This window comes from Mesorhizobium sp. M1078, assembly GCF_040318615.1.
In the GTDB taxonomy this organism is placed as follows: domain Bacteria; phylum Pseudomonadota; class Alphaproteobacteria; order Rhizobiales; family Rhizobiaceae; genus Mesorhizobium.
The window spans coordinates 1-17,914 of sequence record NZ_JAMYMP010000057.1; the positions used below are offsets into that span (position 1 = coordinate 1).

Sequence of the window (17,914 nt, forward strand, 5' to 3'; positions counted from 1 at the left end):
GAAAACTGGATGGAGGCCAACCGATACATCAACATGGACGACCTGCGCGAGCACAAGAAGCTCGCTCTGCGCCAAGCCGCATGACCAGCATCATGGCCGCCCCATTTTGCAGAACTTGACGCACACAACCTATAAAAGGGCTTGCCGTAGGAGATGAGCTTGCCCGATCGCCTTTTGAACAAGTTCCCATTCGCCTTCATGATGGCTGCTTTGCTCGCGGTATCCGCACCCGCTCAGGCACAGGAGCTGCCCTATCCAGCCGATTTTCGCACCGAGGAGATCGAGGCGCATGGCGTGACGATCCACGTGCGCATCGGCGGCAGCGGACCTGCGACCATCCTGATCCACGGCTTTGGCGAAAGCGGTGATATGTGGGCTCCGCTGGCTGCAAGCCTCGTCCGAAATCATACCGTCATCGTGCCTGATCTTCGGGGCATGGGTCGATCGTCGAAGCCGGCGGGCGGCTTCTCTAAGATGAGCCAGGCTACCGACATCGCGCAGTTGATGGACGCACTAAAGATCGTGCAATCCGACGTCGTTGCGCATGATATTGGCAACATGGTCGCTTTTGCCTTTGCGGAGAAATATCCAGACCGGGTAGCCAAGCTCATAGTGATTGATGCGCCGATCCCCGGGGGTTGGCCCATGGGATGAGATCGCAAAGAGTCCGGCGACCTGGCATTTCCGTTTTGGTGGCCCCGACATGGAGCGGCTCGTGAAGGGGCGGGAGCGCATCTATCTCGATCGCTTCTGGAACGAATTTTCGGCAGACCCAGAGCACTTCACGGAACAGGCGCGACGCTATTATGCCGCGCTTTATGCGCTCCCTGGTGCAATGCACTCTGTGTTCGAGCAATATCGTGCCTTCGATCAGGACGCGACAGATAACCGGGCATGGGCGGTCGCTCACGGAAAGCTGGCAATGCCCGTGCTGGCGTTGGGCGCAGAAAAGGGTCTCGGCATGCAAATGGCGGACATCATGCGCGCCGCTGCTTCCGATGTAACCGCCGGGCTGATCCCGAACTCCGGCCACTGGATCATGCAGGAAAACCCTGCTGCCACCGTTCAACTCGTCCAAGCCTTCATTGACAAGCCATAAGCGGCCTTCATCAACCCAGATCGAAGATCATGGATGAGCCTGGATGATGGCGATGACCAGCGCCAGGCCTCGGCGCCTGAACGCGCAACGCTCGCCGCGCCGGGACGGTGAGCGACACGATCCGCACGCGCGCTTGACGCGGCGCGCACCCGCTGTCGGCCAATCAGTGGCCACAAAACATCGGTATCGAGAGGGATTGGCTTCCGGGGCGAGACCCCTCACGTCAATGGCCGCCATTCCTTTCTCGATGGGCAACGTCCTCGGGGGGCGGCTCCTGGGGAATGGCTGCTTCCAGACGGTTTCGTCATGTTCGCGGATGATTAGCTTCCGGCCCAGATGCGGCTGCGCTCATAGCGCTATGGTCAATGTATTGACTGACCTTCTTTGTGGATAGAATTGAGGGACCGCTCGCGGGGAACTGGTCGTCTCTTGGTCCTTTGATACGAGAGAATACGAAGGGAACGGCTTGGCAAACCACCCGCTATCCCATTGATTTTCTTGAAAAGAGACGTCGTTAGCGACTACCTTAATCGTTATTTCTCAATGGGTTACGAAGCGGTTCGCCCAAATTGATTCAAGAAGCTGATCCAGCCACTCGCTGACCGCATTCATCTTCTACCGAAAGGCGGCTTTGCGCCGCATCTCGAACACTCAAGCAGATTTGAGCACTTGCTGAAGCGGACGTATTTCGTTGGCTGGTTCTCTCGGGGTCCTACCGTTCACGCCCTAGAAGTGAGGAGTCGGATGACGCTAAGGACGGTCTGCTACCGGGCCCGAGGGTGTCTAAGACCTATTATAGCCGTCACCTTCCAGAGGGAATTGTTCCACCTTCCCTTTAGCCAAGGCGTGCTTGGCGACAGCACCCAGGAAAACTGCTATTTGGGTTTGTGTGCCGAGCATTCGTAGGGGCGAAGCTAGGGAACAAAATGCGCGAACGGCAGACTCCGTTCTATACGCCTTTTGGGCCTGCCATGACGGCGTTGGAAGTGGCACGTGGCATCGACCTTACCGGGCACGTTGCAATGGTGACCGGTGGTTCTTCCGGGCTTGGCTTGGAGACTGTTAGAGTGCTTTCTGCATGCGGGGCTAGCATCTGCGTGCCCGCGCTTGACCCAATTGCCGCCCAAGCCGCTTTGAGCGGAATTGAAGGGGTAGAGGTCTGGCCCGTTGACCTGATCGATCAGGTCTCAGTCCAAACCTTTGCCACCACGTTTTGCGAGCGCCGAAGCCGACTTGATATCCTGGTCCTAAATGCGGGCGTGATGGCCAGGCCTCTGTTCCGCGATGCCGATGGTCACGAAGGCCATTTTTCCACCAACTACCTCGGACACTTTCGGCTGACAGTGCTGCTATGGCCAGCTTTACTTGCCGCGGGGAAATCTCGCGTGGTTGTCCTCTCCTCCCGAGCCCATCAGATGTGCGATGTCGATCTGGATGATCTCCATTTTGTAAGACGACCCTATGAGAAATGGATGGCCTATGGCCAATCAAAGACCGCCACCGCGCTTTTGGCTGTTGCGCTCGACAGGCGTGGGCGCCGTCACGGCGTCAGCGCCCTCTCGGTACACCCCGGAATGATAATGACACCCGGGATCCGTCATCTACCTCGGTCCGAGATCGATGCTGTCGGTGCTGTCGCCCCAGATGGGTCTCCGATAATCGATCCGGCGAGGGATTTGAAAACCGTAGAACAAGGCGCGGCGACGACAGTCTGGAGCGCGACCTCTCCTGAGTTGGCCTCGATAGGCGGCGTCTATTGTGAGAATTGTGACGTAGCACGCATAGAGCCCGACGAGGCGTTTGGGGTGCGCCCTTATGCCATCGATCCCGAGAGGGCCGAGAGGTTGTGGCGAGCGAGCGCAAGTCTGACTGGATTGGACATTGCAAAAACCTGAGGCCCCATGCTTGGGGCGGTCCGCCCAAACGAAGTCGAGTTAAGCCCGCAGAGATGGATCGTAGCTCCGCTACACGAGGATCGTGTGTTACTTGAAATCCTGCGGTCGTCAGTAACGTGAGTCAGACACACTCGATCTCCTTGGCAGCATCGCTCTATACTCCGTTCTGACAACGACCGTGACCAGGGAAGGATAGAATGCAAGAGAAGGCTTTCCCGAAGGCAACCGCCGCAGATTCGGCAATCACCTTTAGCTCATTCCTGCTCTATCCGGGGCGACATGTTCTACTCAAGAACGAGCCCGTCTTGATCGGCTCCCGAGCGCTCGAAATACTCATTGCGTTGACCGAGCGACCTGGAGACCTAGTAACGAAAGATGAATTGACCGCGCGAGCCTGGCCCAGCGCTATTGTGGAGGAGTCGAACCTCAGAGCTCAGATCGCATTGCTCCGAAGGGTGCTCGGCGACGATCAGGCCGCTTCGCAATACATAGTCGCCGTTCCGACAAGAGGCTATCGGTTCATTGCCTCTGTCCGCCGCTCTCATGTTGAACACGAGCCCGAGACGACACAGGCGCCGAACAACCTCCCAAGTCAGCTGACGCAACCCATCGGTCGTGAAGAAGCCATCAAAACCATCGAAGGGCGGTTTCAACGGTTCCGGCTGGTCACGATTGTCGGCCCAGGTGGCATCGGGAAGACAACCGTTGGCCTTCGTGTGGCAAAGCAATTGTTGTCGGCGCATGAGCATGGGCATTGTTTCATCGACCTGGCCCCAATAACGAATTCCCAACTCGTCCCTTCGGTTTTGGCGTCACAGTTTCACCTTCCGGAGACCTTGGGTGATCCGACCGCGAGCCTCATCGGGCACCTTCGTGGGAAACGCTTGCTGCTCGTCTTCGACAGTTGCGAACTCGTTCTCGAAGCCACTGCCCGTCTGGCGGAGACCTTGCTCCGCGAAGTTCCGGATATCACCATCCTTGCCACCAGCCGCGAAGCCTTGCGGGTGGAGGGTGAAAGCGTCTACAGGCTCCCCCCGCTCGATACGCCGCCGTCGGCGGCGGGTCTGACTGCCGCCGACGCATTGGAGTTTTCCGCCATCCGCTTGTTCGTTGAGCGGACGACCTCTTCCGTGAACGGCTATACGTTCGACGACAATGAAGCAGCCGTGGTCACACATATATGCCGCCAGCTTGATGGGATCGCCCTTGCGATAGAGCTTGCCGCGGCGCGGGTGGAGGCGTTTGGCACGCGAGGGATCGCGGAGCTTCTCAACGATCGTCTGCGGTTGCTGACAGGTGGGCGGCGCACCGCTCTACCGCGCCATCAGACTTTGGCGGCGATGATCGACTGGAGCTACGGTGCGCTTTCAAAAGAGGAACGGAAAGTCCTGCGTCGGCTCGCCATATTCGCGGGCGACTTCGCACGTGAAGCTGCAGTTGCCGTCGCGTCCGACTTGGCCGCACCGGACCGGGATGTACCCGGTCATCTTGCTAACCTCATCGCCAAATCCCTGGTAGCCGTCGACGCTCAAGGCAAGGCCGCGCGATACCGGCTGCTCGACACGACGCGGGCATTCGTTTTGGAAAAAATTCGGGAGGAGGGGGAGCTCGATGCCGTCATGCGGAAAATGGCGGCCTATCTGTGCGACATTCTACGGCATTCGCAGGCGGACGTCGAAACCCTGTCGAGCGAACTATGGCTGTCCAGCTACGGTACCCACATCAACAACGTACGCTTCGCTCTGGACTGGGCGTACTCGGATCATGGCGACCTGGAAATTGGCCTCGCGGTCACGGTCGCCGCCATACCGATTTGGTACCAGCTTTCCCTGGTTGACGAATGCCTGACCAGTGTCCAGCGAGCGCTGCAAGGGATTGGCCCGGGAAAGCGAAGAGACGAGCAGGCTCGAACAATCATGCAGCTCTATAGGGCACTTGGGCTCTCGCAAGCATTCAAGGTAGGCTTCGCGCCACAGGCTCCGGCTGCGTTCGCCAAGGCGTTGCAGATATCGGAAGAGCTAGGTGACCTGGAAGGTCAGGCGGAGGCTCTATGGGGTCTTTGGCTCGCGCAAGTGGGGATGGGTGAGTATAGAGCATCGTTGCGAAACGCGGAACGCTTCGTGGCGCTTGCCCAAAGCGGGCTCGATCGGTTCATTGGCGATCGGATGCTCAGCATGACGCTGTTCTGCATGGGGGACTTCCGGGGTGCCCGCCATCGCGCCGATCTCATGCTCGCCCACGATGTCTCGGCTGAAACCGCCTCCGCGGGCTCAGTGCGTTTCCGATTCGGCCAGTCGGTTTCGGCACGAATACAGCCCGCCCAGCTCCTGTGGATGCAAGGCCTTCCAGATCAGGCAATCAAGGCGGTCCATACCGCCGTCGCAGCCGCGCGGGACTCGGGCCACGCGATCTCATTGTGTGAAGCCTTGGCGCGATGGTCATGTCCGGTCCTTGTTCATGTCGGCGACCTAGCAGCGGCGGACTCGGCAATCACCGAGCTACTCGATCTGGCCAAAACAAACGCGCTCGGCCCATGGGAGGTGTTCGCTCGGTGCTGGAAGGCGGCGCTTTTGATCCAACGGGGGCTCCCTGAGGATGGCGTTTCCCTTCTCCGTAGCGGGCTGGCTGAACTCCGCCAGGTAAAACTCTTCAACCTCTACAATGTGAGATTTCTCGGCTTTCTGGCCGAGGGCCTCTCTTCTCTGGGACAACACGCCGAAGCGCGGTCTCTGGTAGAGGCGGCGATCAGCGCCAGCGAAGAGAAGGACGAGCTCTGGTGCATCGCGGAACTGTATCGCCTGAAGGGGGATGTCCTTTGGCGCGGCGGCGACGATTTCAAGAGTGTCGAACGCTGCTATCTCCATTCGGTCGACTTGGCGAGGCGGCAGGACGCGCTGTCCTGGGAACTGCGGACAACTACGAGCTTGGCGCGGTTGGCGCGTGAGCGCGGAGAGCCCGGTCGTGCGCGTGCGCTGCTGGCCGCGGTCTACGATCGGTTCATCGAAGGCTTCGAAACAGCCGACATGGTGGCGGCCAAGGCCCTTTTGACCGAGGCATCCTGATCTTCCCGCGCGGTCTCCGCGTCTATGCTCCTGCCCCTCACAAGATTTCACTGCGATTCACTGGCTTGAGATAACGGAGCTCTGCCATCTTCTATTGGTCGTCGGACAGCCGGCGACACCGCAGCGGGGCAGGCATATGAAGACCACGGCGACCAAGATGGATGCGCTCGTCCTGCACGAGACGAACTCCGACTTCGTCCGTACCAGCATGGTCTGCCCCGCGCCCGCGGCGGGCGAGGTCCTTATCCGGGTCAAGGCGAGCAGCGTCAACCCACTCGATCTCAAGATCAGAAGCGGCCAAGCGCCTCATGCGCGACACCCACTGCCCGCCATTCTCGGTATGGACGTCGCCGGGATCGTCGAGGCTGTCGGTCCAGGGGTGATCGCGTTCAAGCCACAGGACGAGGTCTTCGGAATGACCGGCGGCGTCGGCGGTCTCCAGGGATCGCTCGCGACCTTCGTGGCCGTCGATTCAGATTTGCTGGCACCCAAGCCAGCCAACATGACAATGCGCGAAGCGGCCGCCTTGCCGCTGGTGTTCATCACCGCCTGGGAGGGCCTTGTGGATCGCGCACAGGTTCAGGCGCGCCAGAAGGTCCTTGTACTTGGTGCGGGTGGCGTCGGCCACGTTGCCATCCAGATCGCACGGGCTTTCGGGTCCGAGGTCTTTGCCGTGGAAAAGGCTGCCAAGCAGCGCGAGATCGAGGAGCTATGTGCCACGGCAATCGACAGGGATCAGACGACGGTCGAGGAGTACGTCAAAGACCATACGGGCGGGCGCGGCTTCGACATCGTCTACGATACCGTGGGCGGAGCCGGGATCGACGCCGCCTTTAACGCAGTGGCGCGTTTTGGTCACGTTGTGAGCTGCCTCGGATGGGGCACGCATTCGCTCGGTCCGCTCTCGTTCCGAGCCGCTAGCTACTCAGGTGTCTTCACGCTTCTGCCGATCTTGACCGGGGAAGGCCGCGCCCATCATGGGCAAATCCTGCGGGAGGCAAAGCGACTCGCAGAAGCAGGAAAGGTCACGGCTCTCGTCGATCCGCGTCGCTTCAGTTTCGAGACGATCGCGGAAGCCTACGCCCAGATCGAAAACCGAACCGCCAACGGCAAAATCGTGATCGACGTCACCGACTGAAGCGGAACGTACAATCTGCAAGTAAAGGAAATCCGTCATGCCATTTGTCAATGTGAAACTGGTCGACGGCGTGTTCACGCCGGAGGAGAAACATGCCATGGCCAAGGCCTTGACCGACGTGATGGTGAAGTTCGAGGGATCGGAGGCCTTTCGCGAAGTGGTGTGGGTTCTTATCGAGGAATTGCATACCGATGGCTGGCACATTGGCGGAAGGCCGTTCGAAGGGCCGAAGTCATTGATGACGACGCTTTCGAAATCCAAGGAGGTCGTCGAATTGATCGACGGCATGCCTACCACCCGGAAAGAGTGGGCTGTGGCAGCGCCAGTAGTGGGCTGACGACAGCAAAATATCGACACGACCGAAAGAGAGCGTCCGGACAGACGATGTCCGTAGGCGCTAGTGGACCCGCGTCCAAGTCGCAGAGGAAAGAGAAATGGAGACGAGCACATCCACGACAATGCCCATCACGGCTACGAGACGGGAAGTCCTGATCGGGGCGGGAGTCGTCGCTCTTGCCACGACCTTGCCTCTGGCCGCCATGGCGGCGTCGAATTCAACCAGTGCAACCCCCGAAGATGGAAATGAGACCATGAGCAGCATCAAGACAAAAGACGGCGCGCAGATTTTCTACAAGGACTGGGGCGCCGGACAGCCGATCGTGTTCCACCATGGTTGGCCGCTGAGCGCCGACGACTGGGACAACCAGATGTTATACTTCCTCGGCAAGGGATTCCGGGTCATCGCACACGACCGGAGGGGCCACGGCCGTTCTAGCCAGACCTCGGGCGGCAACGACATGGACACTTATGCGGCCGACGTCGCAGCTCTCGCAGAAGCGCTCGACCTCCGCGACGCCATCCACATCGGCCACTCTACGGGCGGCGGTGAAGTGACCAGGTACGTCGCCCGGCACGGCAAGGGCAGGGTCGCCAAAGCGGTGCTCATCTCAGCCATACCTCCCGTCATGGTCAAGTCCGCCAAGAATCCTGGAGGGCTCCCGATCGAGGTCTTCGACGGCTACCGCGCAACCTTGGCGGCCAACCGAGCGCAACTCTACCTCGATATCGCCAGCGGACCGTTTTACGGGTTCAACCGTCCCGGGGCCACGATCTCCGAGGGGACGATCCGCAATTGGTGGCGTCAAGGCATGATGGGCGGAACGAATGCGCACTATGAGTGCATCAAGGTCTTCTCGGAGACCGATTTCACCGAGGACCTGCAGATGATCGACGTTCCGGTGCTGATAATGCATGGAAGCGACGACCAGGTCGTGCCCATCGCTGATTCTGCCGAACTCTCCGTCAAGCTGCTCAAGAACGGGAAGCTCAAGGTCTACGACGGCTACCCGCATGGCATGTTCACAACCCATGCCGACGTGATCAACGCGGACCTTCTGGCCTTCATCAAGGCCTGACCACCTCGGCAGGCCGAAGGGGCCTGCCCTTCATGTACTCAAGTCAACTCAAAGCTGTCCGCTCCCTTGAGGGCGGTTGCGGAAAGGTATGTCATGAAGACGGAACACATGCTCTCCCGCCGTGGATTTTGCCTGTGTTGCATAGGCGCCGCTACCTTCGCGGCGACCGGTGGCTGGATGAGCCCCCGCGATGCCTACGCCGAAGCGCGCGGACTTGTCAGCTTGATCAAGGACAGCGCTGCCAAGTCCTCCGATTTCCACCCACAAGCTAAGGAACAATATCACTATTCTGGAAGGCTCAGGCGGCAACGTCGCGGTATCGAGCGGCAAAGATGGTCTGGTCATGGTCGATGCAGGCATCAGCGTGTCGCGCCCAGATGACCAAGGCACTCTCCGCCCTCTCCCCCGAACCCGTGACCCATCTCATAAATACCCACTGGCATTTCGATCACGCGGACGGCAACCCATGGATCGGGGACGGCGGAGCCAAAATAATCGCGCACGAGAATACCCGCAAGTACCTGTCGCATGTGCAGCGGGTGGAGGACTGGGACTACAATTTTCTGCCGCTGGAGCACAGCGGAGTGCCCAAGCACGTCTTCTCAAAGGAGCATTCGCTCAAGGTGAACGGCCAGTCGCTCGCACTGAACTACTATGGTCCGGCGCATACCGACGGCGATATTTCAGTAATGTTCGGCGAGGCCGATGTCCTCCATGTCGGCGACACCTACTGGAACGGCATATACCCATTCATCGACTATTCGACGGGCGGCGGCATCGACGGAATGATCGCCGCCTCGGATGCGAACCTGGCCGCGTCGACCGACAAGACGATCATTATCCCAGGCCACGGAAACCCGGTGAGTAACCGGGCGGAGCTGCAGGAATTCCGCGACATGCTTGTCGCCGTCCGTGAGAACGTCGCAGCGCTCAAACGCCAAGGGCGATCGAGGGACGAGGCCGTCGCGGCGAAGCCCACGGCAGATTTCGACGCGAAGTGGGGTAATTTCGTCATCGATCCGGGCTTCTTCACGCGGCTGGTTTACGAGGGCGTCTAGCCCAAGGTCCGGTCATCTGCTGATCTTCTGGCGAATTCCTCCCGCAACTCCCACGCGCCATCGGGATGCCCCACGGGGGCGCCCCGGCCCGAATCCTTGACGGAACTCCAACCCTTAGGAGAGAGCCATGTCGGAAACAACAAGCAAGCTGATCATAGATATCCCGGTTGAACTGAAGCAAGTAAAATCGGTCCACAGCATTGGAAGCCTTCAGTTCGAAGGCGACCTGCCCGCGGCGCTTTTCCATCTTCAGCTGATCACCACGGATGTCGCAAATTGGAGGGCGACATCAGATGTGATCGTGGTCTTCCACACGAACGCCGGTCACGTCACGCTGAATGACGCGGCCTATAATGCTTCGCGCAACATCGCCACTGGCAACCCTTACAAAAAGCTGGTTGCCGACCTCATCGATAACGGTGTCAAGGTCGAACTGTGCGGCGCGACCGCAAAGGTGAACGGCTGGGGAAATGCCGATCTTCTTCCCCGCATCAAGGTCAATCTCGATGCCATGGCCCGCACGATCCAGCTCGTACAGCAGGGTTTCGTCAAGATCACAGAGTGACGGCCGGTCGACTGATCAAGTCTCTTACCAGACATGAGGCGACCATGCTCCAATTGCCATTCGGGTTCCATTCGACGGCTTCCGAAGTCCTGAGAGGTGTAGACCTCCGGGGAAAGACGATGATTGTCACCGGCGGCGCGAGCGGGATCGGCATCGAGACGACCTCGGCGCTCGCCGCGGCCGGGGCCAGAGTTGTCATCGCCGTGCGACGCCCTGAAGCCGCCGAGGAAGTCGCGACGGATCTCCGGGTGAAGACCGGCAATCCTGCCATCCAGTTGCGTCAGCTCGATCTCGCAGACCGCCGCTCCATCGATCACTTCGTCGACGATTGGGAAGGTCCCGTCCACGCGCTCGTCAACAACGCGGGGATCATGGCATTGCCGGCGCTGCAACGCTCTTCCCAGGGGTGGGAAATGCAATTCGCGACTAACTTCCTGGGGCACTTCGCACTGACCCTACGTCTCCGCAGAGCTCTCGCCAGGGCCCAAGGTGCGCGCGTTGTATCAGTCAGCTCCAGTGGCAGCCTGTTCGGTCCGGTTTTCTGGGACGACCCGCATTTCCACTTCATCCCATACGATCCAATTCTTGCCTATGCGCTGTCGAAGACGGCTTGCACCCTCCTGTCCGTTGGGATCCGGGATCGATGGGCCGACGAGGGGATCGTGTCCAATGCACTCAATCCGGGAGCCATCGCCACAGACCTGCAGCGTCATACCGGAGGACTGCGTACGCCCGAACACCTTCGCAAGACACCCGAACAGGGCGCTGCTACGTCGGTGCTTCTCGCGGCCTCGCCGCTGGTCAAGGGAGCAAACGGAAGGTACTTCGAGAACTGCGCCGCGGCTCCGGTCGTGCCGAGCCGCCCCCAGCTGAGGTTGGAAGGCGTTGCCCCATACGCGCTCAATAGCGCCAACGCTCAACGTTTGTGGAAGATGGCCGTAGGCTTTTTGGAAGAAAAATAAACCACAGAACAAGTGGGCCTCATCGGTCTCGGCGACTAGGGTGGACGATCGGGCCGGAGTTCAGAACTGCATGATTTCAATCGTCTAGAAAAGCGTCCTGTAGTCGATATCCGTACCTGACGTCTCGCCGGCCAGGCTTTCTTCGCGGCAACATCGCTGTGCGGGCGGTCCGGCCATGGCTGGAGGCCGGTCCGGGCAGGAATTGGCAGAGCGCCCCCACGTCGGCAGAGGCTGCCTCATCGAGCCATTTCGCCGGGCCACCAGCTGTTGCGGAAATAGCCGAGATGGACGACTGGTGCCCGCATGGTCTTGGGACATCATATTGATCGCGGCACTCGTCGGAGATCAGTGCCGATGTTGATGATGAAGGTCTGGATAGTGCACATGAGAATGCCTCATAGGCTTATGGCGGTGCCAATGCGAATGCGGCTCCGTCACCGGCCCGTCATGGGTATGTTGATGGTGTTCGTCATGAACATGGCTGTGCTCGTGCTCCAGCGCTTCGTGGTCATGCTCGTGCGCGTGTCGTTCAGCGAGATGAAGATAAAGGCCGTAAGCCATCAGGGCACCCGCCACAAGGAGCCGCAAGGTTAGGGGCTCACCGACCAGCACAATGGCCAGGAAGGCCCCGATAAAGGGCGCCAGCGAGTAGTACGCCCCCGTGCGTGCCGTACCGAGTTGGCGCAAGGCCAGGATGAACATCACCAGGCTGACGCCGACGCCAAGAAAGCCCACGACGGCCGCCGCTCCCAACGACGCGGCATGCGGAAACACGGCGCCGGACACCACTGCCAAACCAATATTGACCGTTCCGGCCACCAAGCCTTTGAGCATGGCGATGGTCACCGGGTCGGCCGCCGAGATTTTGCGGGTCAGGTTGTTGTCTATACCCCAAGCGACGCAGGCGCCGACGACCAGGAGTGCGCCAGCATTTGCCGAGATTCCCTTCCCGGCCCACGAAAGCACAACAGCACCCGCAAGAATGGCGCCAGCACCGATCAGAAGCCGGCGATCAACGTTCTCATGAAATATCAACCAGGCAATCGCCATGGTGGCCAAGCCTTCAACATTCAGCAGCAAAGCTGCGCTCGACGCCGTGGTCAGAGCTAACCCGGACATAAGCAGGACCGGTCCAACGATGCCGCCCATGGCAATCGCTGCCGCCAGCCACGAAATATCGGCCCTTTGCAGCGAAGCTTCTGTTTGATCCCCGCCGGTCGAGCGGCGGTATAGCCAGAACAACGCTAGGCCTAGCCCGGCGCCGAGGTAGAGCAAGCCCGCGAGCATCAGCGGGCTCACTGAATCGAGGATGAGCTTGGAGAGTGGCGAAACCGCTCCGAACAGGGCGGCGGAGCCTAGCGCGAGGGGGACACCGGGCCAGAGATGCGAATGGGAGTGCGATTCAGCCATGCTTCAAGTCTAGCACAGAGGACCGCTTGTTCGTCACGCCGCCCCTTTCCAGCGCAGGAGGCGCATGGCATTGGCCGTCACCAGCACAGTCGCGCCGGTATCGGCCATGATCGCCGGCCACAGGCCGGTGATTCCCAAGACCGTGGTCACGAGGAAGACGGCCTTGAGGCCGAGGGCCATGGTTATGTTCTGTTTGATGTTGGCGATGGTCGCCTTCGACAGCGCAATCATCGCGGCAACGTCGCCGACGCGGCCATGCAGCACCGCCGCATCAGCGGTTTCGAGAGCCACGTCAGTGCCGCCGCCCATCGCGCAATACCAACATCGGCGGCCGCAAGGGCTGGCGCGTCATTGATGCCATCGCCGACCTTGGCCACAATAAGGCCCTCTCCCTTCAGCTCTCCGACAATACGCTGCTTGTCTTCTGGCAGTAGCGCGGCGCGGACCTCGATGCCGAGCTGCTTGCCGATCGCGGCAGCTGTCCGCTTGTTGTCGCCCGTCAGCATGATGGTCTTAATGCCGGAATCCGTCAGCGCCTTGAGACCAGCCAAGGCGTCCGGGCGCGGTTCATCACGCATCGCAATGGCGCCCGCCACTTTGTTTTCGACTAGGACGACCGAAACGGTTTTGCCTTCGTCATTTAGCGCTGCGATTTGCGACTTTTGATCCTCTGTGAGCTTCGCCGTATCCTCGGCCGCCTGTGGCGATGCAAGGAATATTTCGGCGCCTTCCACGGTCGCCTTGACCCCCTTGCCGCCTAGAGCCTGCGCTTTGGACGCGGCCGGAACCTTGACCTTGTCTGCGGACGCCTTCGCGAGGATAGCGATGGCAAGTGGATGGCTTAAGCCGGTCTCTAAGGCGGCAGCAAGACGCAGCACTTCGGCCGCCGATTTTCCGAAAGAAACCACGTCGGTGACCTGGGGCTTGCCCCGCGTGAGCGTGCCGGTCTTGTCGAGTGCCACGGCGGTAATCTTGCCAAGACCCTCGAGGACCGCTCCGCCCTTCATCAGCAGCCCGCGCTTGGCGCCGGCCGAGAGTGAGGCGGCGATCGCCGCCGGCACTGATATGACCAGAGCGCAGGGGCAGCCGATGAGCAGCAGCGCCAGGCCTTTATAAATCCATCCGTTCCAGTCGCCGCCGAAAACTAATGGCGGAATCACCGCCACGACCGCGGCCACAACGACCACAGCAGGCGTGTACCAGCGCGAGAAGCGGTCGATGAAACGCTCCGTTGGCGCCTTGCTCTCCTGGGCCTCCTCGACCAGCTTGACGACGCGCGCGATGGTGTTATCGGAGGCAGCCGCGGTGACCTTGATGCGCAAAACAGCGTCGCCGTTGATGGTGCCGGCAAAAACCTTGTCGCCGACGCCTTTGCGCACCGGCACGCTCTCGCCTGACACCGGGGATTCGTCGATCGCGCTCTCGCCATCGGTGATCTCGCCATCCGCCGGAATCCGGTCACCCGGCCGCACCATGATCATGGCGCCTACTTCAAGGCTTTCGGCCGGTACTTCGCGCGTCGTGCCGCCCTCCTCAATGGAGGCCGTCTTAGGGACCAGCGTGGTCAGCGCCTGGATGCTCGAGCGCGCCTTTCCGGCGGCAACGCCCTCCAGCAACTCGCCTACAAGGAACAGGAAGACCACTGTGGCAGCTTCCTCGCCGGCGCCGATGATGACCGCACCGACCGCCGCGATGTTCATGAGCATTTCGATTGTGAAGGGAATGCCGGCGATGGCGGCCATGAGAGCGCGTTTGGCGATCGGCACCAGGCCGACCAGCATGGCCGCGATAAAGACCCATACGCCGGATGCCGGCCACACATAGTGAATGGCAAACGCAAGGACCAGCGCCGCGCCGCTGGCGATCGTCAGGCGGCCCTTGGGACTCTTCCACCACGGCCCCGAGGTTGGCGCGTCGTGCCCGTGAAGGCCCTCCACTCCCTCGGCGTGGTCATGGTGATTTTCGCTGCCGTGGCCGTGGGTGGCGTGAGCATGGTCCGAACGGTCGTCGCCAGCATCGTCATGGTCATCGTGATCCTGCTCTGCCGCATCCGGCCTGACCTTGGCTTTTGCCTTCGCTTTGCCCTTGAGTTCGGCAACCGTGTAACCGAGGCCCGTCACTCTATTTTCAAGTTCTGCAAGGTTGCTCTCGGGCGAGTGCTTGACCGTCATGGTGCCGGCGGTGACCGACACGCTGACATCTTCGACACCAGGGATGCGGCGCACCGCGCTGTCGATTTTGGTGGCGCAACCGGCACAGTCCATGCCTTCGACGCGATAACGTGTTTGTGCCTGGGACGCGGTCATAACAATCCTCTTGTATCGTTTGACAACAACGCTACATCCTCTAGTGACTAGAGGAGCAAGCGAAAAATGTTAGATGGCGTGACCATTGGCGAAGCGGCCCGGCAAAGCGGCGTGAAAGTACCGACCATCCGCTATTATGAGCAGATCGGACTTCTGCCTGCCCCATCCCGGAGCGAGGCCAATCGCCGCCACTATGAGGCTGCGGACCTGCGTCGGTTGACGTTCATTCGTCATGCCAGAGAGCTGGGCTTTGAAATCGACGCTATACGGGCGCTTCTGACGCTGCAGGACGACCCAGGCCAGCCCTGCGCCACGGCCGACGCCATCGCCCGGATTCGACTAGGCGAGGTCAAACAGCGAATTCAGAGCCTGAACGCGCTCAAAGCCGAACTGGAACTGATAGTCGAAGGCTGCCGCCATGGTAAAGTCGGCGAATGCCGGGTGATCGAGGTTCTGGCCGACCATGATCAATGCCGAAACGATTCACTAATGTTTTCGTGTTTACGGCCACGTTCAAGGCAGCCGGTATGAGCGCAATTTTTCCTGCGACATCGATGCCAGATCGGGACTGGTGGACCGTATTGTGGCCGGATCCAGCCGGCCTCCTGCTGTCCTTGGGCGTGGCGCCGGGTATGACGGTGCTCGATCTGTGCTGCGGCGATGGATATTTCACAGCTCCCCTAGCAAAGATCGTCGATGGCCGCGTTTACGCGCTCGATCTCGACCCAGCAATGATCGAGATGGCTCGTGCGGAAGCAGAGCAGGAGGGCGTTTCGGTTCTAAAATGGATCATAGCCGACGCCGGCGAGATCTCGCGATTGATCCCGGAAAAGCTGGATCTCGTTTTGATCGCAAATACATTTCATGGTGTTCCCGACCAGCCTGGCCTTGTCCAAGCCGTTGCCAAAACGCTCAGGCCTGGCGGCGTGTTCGCTATCGTCAACTGGCACCCGGTGCCGCGCGAACAGACGACGGTACTCGGTCACCCGCGCGGGCCAAAGACAGACATGCGGATGCCTCCCAAGGCGGTGAGAGCCGTCGTCGAGCCGGCCGGCTTTCATCTGATAACGCTGATCGATCTGCCGCCCTATCACTACGGCATGACTTTTGAGCGCGCGTGACGGCAGCTCGGGAGGATCGTCTATCTACTACTCTAGGCGCCGGCGCACGCATGTGGCCACCTAGGTCTCCATTTCCAACGATGGGCGGACAGGTTGCCATCTTGCGAGATTGCGACTGGCGCAATCTCAGGAGTTCCGCCGTTGAAGTAGGCTGCCAGGAACGTTTTTGCATGGTCCGCTATTTGACCTGAGCGCCCACAAGCCGACCGGCAGCTTTCGGCCCAATCGAGACGCTCCTTGCTCGTCGAAGAACGTCGTTAATGGTGCTACCGCGACTTTCCAATGAGAGACTGAAACACCGTCATGATCCTTCTTCGCGAGATAGGGCGAGCGAGGCGTTCATCGGGCGAAATGCAGCGTTGTAGGTGGGACAAGAACATCGAAAAACATTGGAACAGATTTGAATGCTTTGCGGTCCCACTAGTTCCTAACTGCTTGATTTAGCTTCTTTTCCAAACATCCTCCGGGCCCACCAGTCGCCTTGATGCATAAGGCTTTGCGTCGAGGGTAGACGACCTGGTTAGACATCGGTTAGACAAACCGCTTCAGAAGCTTCGCCATGCCATCCACGGCGAGCCGCTCCTGCTCCGTCCTTGCTGTAAAGCTCTACGTGGTCCAGGTCGTCGTGGCCGAGAATGCCTGCCGATTGTTTCGAGGTCGCGCCCTCCTTGGCCAAGTACTTCCCCAGCGTCTTCCGAAGTCCATGCAGCGTGCAGCCGGGCCCCATGCCCGCCATCTTGGTTCAGTGCGCCATCATGCCGGTTAGCGACTTTCTCCGAAAAGGAATTGCCGTAGGCGTTCAAAATCGCCGTGTCGGCCGAGCCCCAATGCTTCGGTGAGCACATAGGTGATCGTTAGCGCACTTCAAATGCGATCCGCTGCTCACTAATTACTTGATCCCGTAAATTACATGATCACGTATCGACTTTGCATTGAAATCCCGAATTCGGTGGTCTTATAAAACCGATGTTGCCATTGCTCAGGTCGGCTGTGATGGATAACGTGGTTCCATTCCGCAAGGCCGTGCCTTGCGTCGAAGTGACAGAAACCTGCGGCGAATGGTTCGTCCGCGTGGTTGAGAAGATCAGGAAATTGCCCGGTCATTCAATCAGGAATCGTTTGCGTTGTCCTTTGCAGAAGGCCAGCGGACACGCCTAGGGCTAGCGAAGGTCGTGCGCCTGTAGGGCGCTGTGGGGCGGCATTGTAGGCATTCAAGCATGAGCGGAACCTAATTTGCAGCCGGAAATTAATGTCCAATGAATGAACTCCCAAACCGGAAAAAACTGGTGCCTGACCCTCAACCTCGGCGGGGCTCCAACAAAGGTGTGTTGCTAGCGGCTGCAGCGCTGCTGTTTGCCTTTCTCGCTCTTATTCTGTTTGGGTTTATTCAATAATGCGCGCGGCGCTGACTTCCTAGAGAAGGGCAGAACATCTACCGACGTGATCTTCGATCCCCTCGCGTCCTTGCGGCGGGGCGACATCCAAGCCGGCTCGGTTCGTCGCTCCTGACGGGTTGAGCGGTCCCACCAGAGCAGGATGATCATTCGGCAATTTCTTGGCAGCGCCGGTATTCAACTCACGCCCAAAGCGATTGAACTGAAGCTGGCCGTCGATGTCGTGACTGACGCAGCATGAGCCGAACAGGCGAGGCAAGCGCAAGCCTTGGGGCCTAACCTCAGACAGACGAAGCACGCTCGTGCAGTCTGGAGACAGCGCAACGAGTTATTCATGCGGGCGCCTTCGCACCACCAGCGGAACGAAAGAGTTAATTGACGATTTACTAGGTGTTTAGTCCCAAGGTTTGATGGGTTGGATCGAGCCTGAATCGTTCGGGCTCTTTTGTCCAGATTTTGCAGATGTATTCAAAGGGCGTGAGGCCCTTG

At 59.8% G+C, this 17,914-nt stretch carries 13 protein-coding genes and 4 pseudogenes; 12 read left to right on the plus strand and 5 right to left on the minus strand.

Translation table 11 applies throughout. The features are described 5' to 3' along the window. The first annotated feature begins 159 nt into the window (after window positions 1-159). The 10 genes and pseudogenes from NKH38_RS31890 to NKH38_RS31935 all read left to right on the plus strand — a co-directional run bounded on the left by NKH38_RS31890 (window position 160) and on the right by NKH38_RS31935 (window position 11,194). Entirely contained in the window at window positions 160-654 is a 495-nt protein-coding gene (locus NKH38_RS31890; protein ID WP_352765463.1) for an alpha/beta fold hydrolase, read from the plus strand. 49 nt (window positions 655-703) lie between these two features. Further along, on the plus strand, window positions 704-1,099 hold the full coding sequence (locus NKH38_RS31895) for an alpha/beta fold hydrolase (protein ID WP_352765461.1): 396 nt from the start codon (window positions 704-706) through the stop codon (window positions 1,097-1,099). 926 nt (window positions 1,100-2,025) lie between these two features. Further along, window positions 2,026-2,994 carry an SDR family NAD(P)-dependent oxidoreductase gene (locus NKH38_RS31900; RefSeq protein ID WP_352765459.1) on the plus strand — a complete coding sequence of 323 codons (969 nt, stop codon included), beginning with the start codon at window positions 2,026-2,028 and terminating at the stop codon, window positions 2,992-2,994. Window positions 2,995-3,191: 197 nt separating this feature from the next. Next, entirely contained in the window at window positions 3,192-6,056 is a 2,865-nt protein-coding gene (locus NKH38_RS31905) for an ATP-binding protein (protein ID WP_352765457.1), read from the plus strand. A gap of 136 nt (window positions 6,057-6,192) precedes the next feature. After that, complete coding sequence (locus NKH38_RS31910; RefSeq protein WP_352765456.1) at window positions 6,193-7,194, plus strand: zinc-dependent alcohol dehydrogenase family protein; 1,002 nt, start codon at window positions 6,193-6,195, stop codon at window positions 7,192-7,194. A 37-nt stretch (window positions 7,195-7,231) separates the two neighbouring features. Then, window positions 7,232-7,531 (plus strand): tautomerase family protein, encoded by a 300-nt coding sequence (locus NKH38_RS31915; protein WP_352765455.1) that lies wholly within the window; start codon window positions 7,232-7,234, stop codon window positions 7,529-7,531. 253 nt (window positions 7,532-7,784) lie between these two features. Further along, window positions 7,785-8,609, plus strand: coding sequence for an alpha/beta fold hydrolase (locus tag NKH38_RS31920; protein ID WP_352765453.1), 825 nt, complete (start codon window positions 7,785-7,787; stop codon window positions 8,607-8,609). A 93-nt stretch (window positions 8,610-8,702) separates the two neighbouring features. Further along, a pseudogene (locus NKH38_RS31925) lies at window positions 8,703-9,667 on the plus strand (MBL fold metallo-hydrolase). A 127-nt stretch (window positions 9,668-9,794) separates the two neighbouring features. Beyond that, entirely contained in the window at window positions 9,795-10,232 is a 438-nt protein-coding gene (locus NKH38_RS31930) for a DsrE family protein (RefSeq protein WP_352765451.1), read from the plus strand. A gap of 119 nt (window positions 10,233-10,351) precedes the next feature. Continuing rightward, on the plus strand, window positions 10,352-11,194 hold the full coding sequence (locus NKH38_RS31935) for an SDR family NAD(P)-dependent oxidoreductase (protein ID WP_352765449.1): 843 nt from the start codon (window positions 10,352-10,354) through the stop codon (window positions 11,192-11,194). Window positions 11,195-11,372: 178 nt separating this feature from the next. Here the strand turns inward: NKH38_RS31935 and NKH38_RS31940 are convergent. From NKH38_RS31940 to NKH38_RS31950, 3 genes and pseudogenes are all read right to left on the minus strand, one after another. Then, window positions 11,373-11,499 (minus strand): annotated as a pseudogene (locus NKH38_RS31940) (chromate transporter); the annotation flags it as partial. Window positions 11,500-11,539: 40 nt separating this feature from the next. Continuing rightward, window positions 11,540-12,604: a DMT family transporter gene (locus tag NKH38_RS31945; RefSeq protein WP_352765447.1), complete on the minus strand. Its 1,065-nt coding sequence runs from the start codon at window positions 12,602-12,604 to the stop codon at window positions 11,540-11,542. Window positions 12,605-12,637: 33 nt separating this feature from the next. Then, window positions 12,638-14,910, minus strand: a pseudogene (locus tag NKH38_RS31950) (heavy metal translocating P-type ATPase). A gap of 66 nt (window positions 14,911-14,976) precedes the next feature. Here NKH38_RS31950 and NKH38_RS31955 point away from each other — a divergent pair. Both NKH38_RS31955 and NKH38_RS31960 read left to right on the plus strand, forming a co-directional pair. Continuing rightward, window positions 14,977-15,441 (plus strand): MerR family transcriptional regulator, encoded by a 465-nt coding sequence (locus tag NKH38_RS31955; protein WP_352765445.1) that lies wholly within the window; start codon window positions 14,977-14,979, stop codon window positions 15,439-15,441. Continuing rightward, a complete protein-coding gene (locus NKH38_RS31960; RefSeq protein WP_352765443.1) occupies window positions 15,438-16,031 on the plus strand; it encodes a class I SAM-dependent methyltransferase in 594 nt (197 codons plus the stop codon). Before NKH38_RS31955 ends, NKH38_RS31960 begins: the two co-directional genes overlap by 4 nt. A 1,331-nt stretch (window positions 16,032-17,362) precedes the next feature. On the opposite strand, the gene NKH38_RS31965 is transcribed toward NKH38_RS31960, so the two are convergent. Next, entirely contained in the window at window positions 17,363-17,575 is a 213-nt protein-coding gene (locus NKH38_RS31965) for a hypothetical protein (RefSeq protein ID WP_352765441.1), read from the minus strand. Between the two features lie 236 nt (window positions 17,576-17,811). After that, window positions 17,812-17,914, minus strand: a pseudogene (locus tag NKH38_RS31970) (IS481 family transposase); the annotation flags it as partial.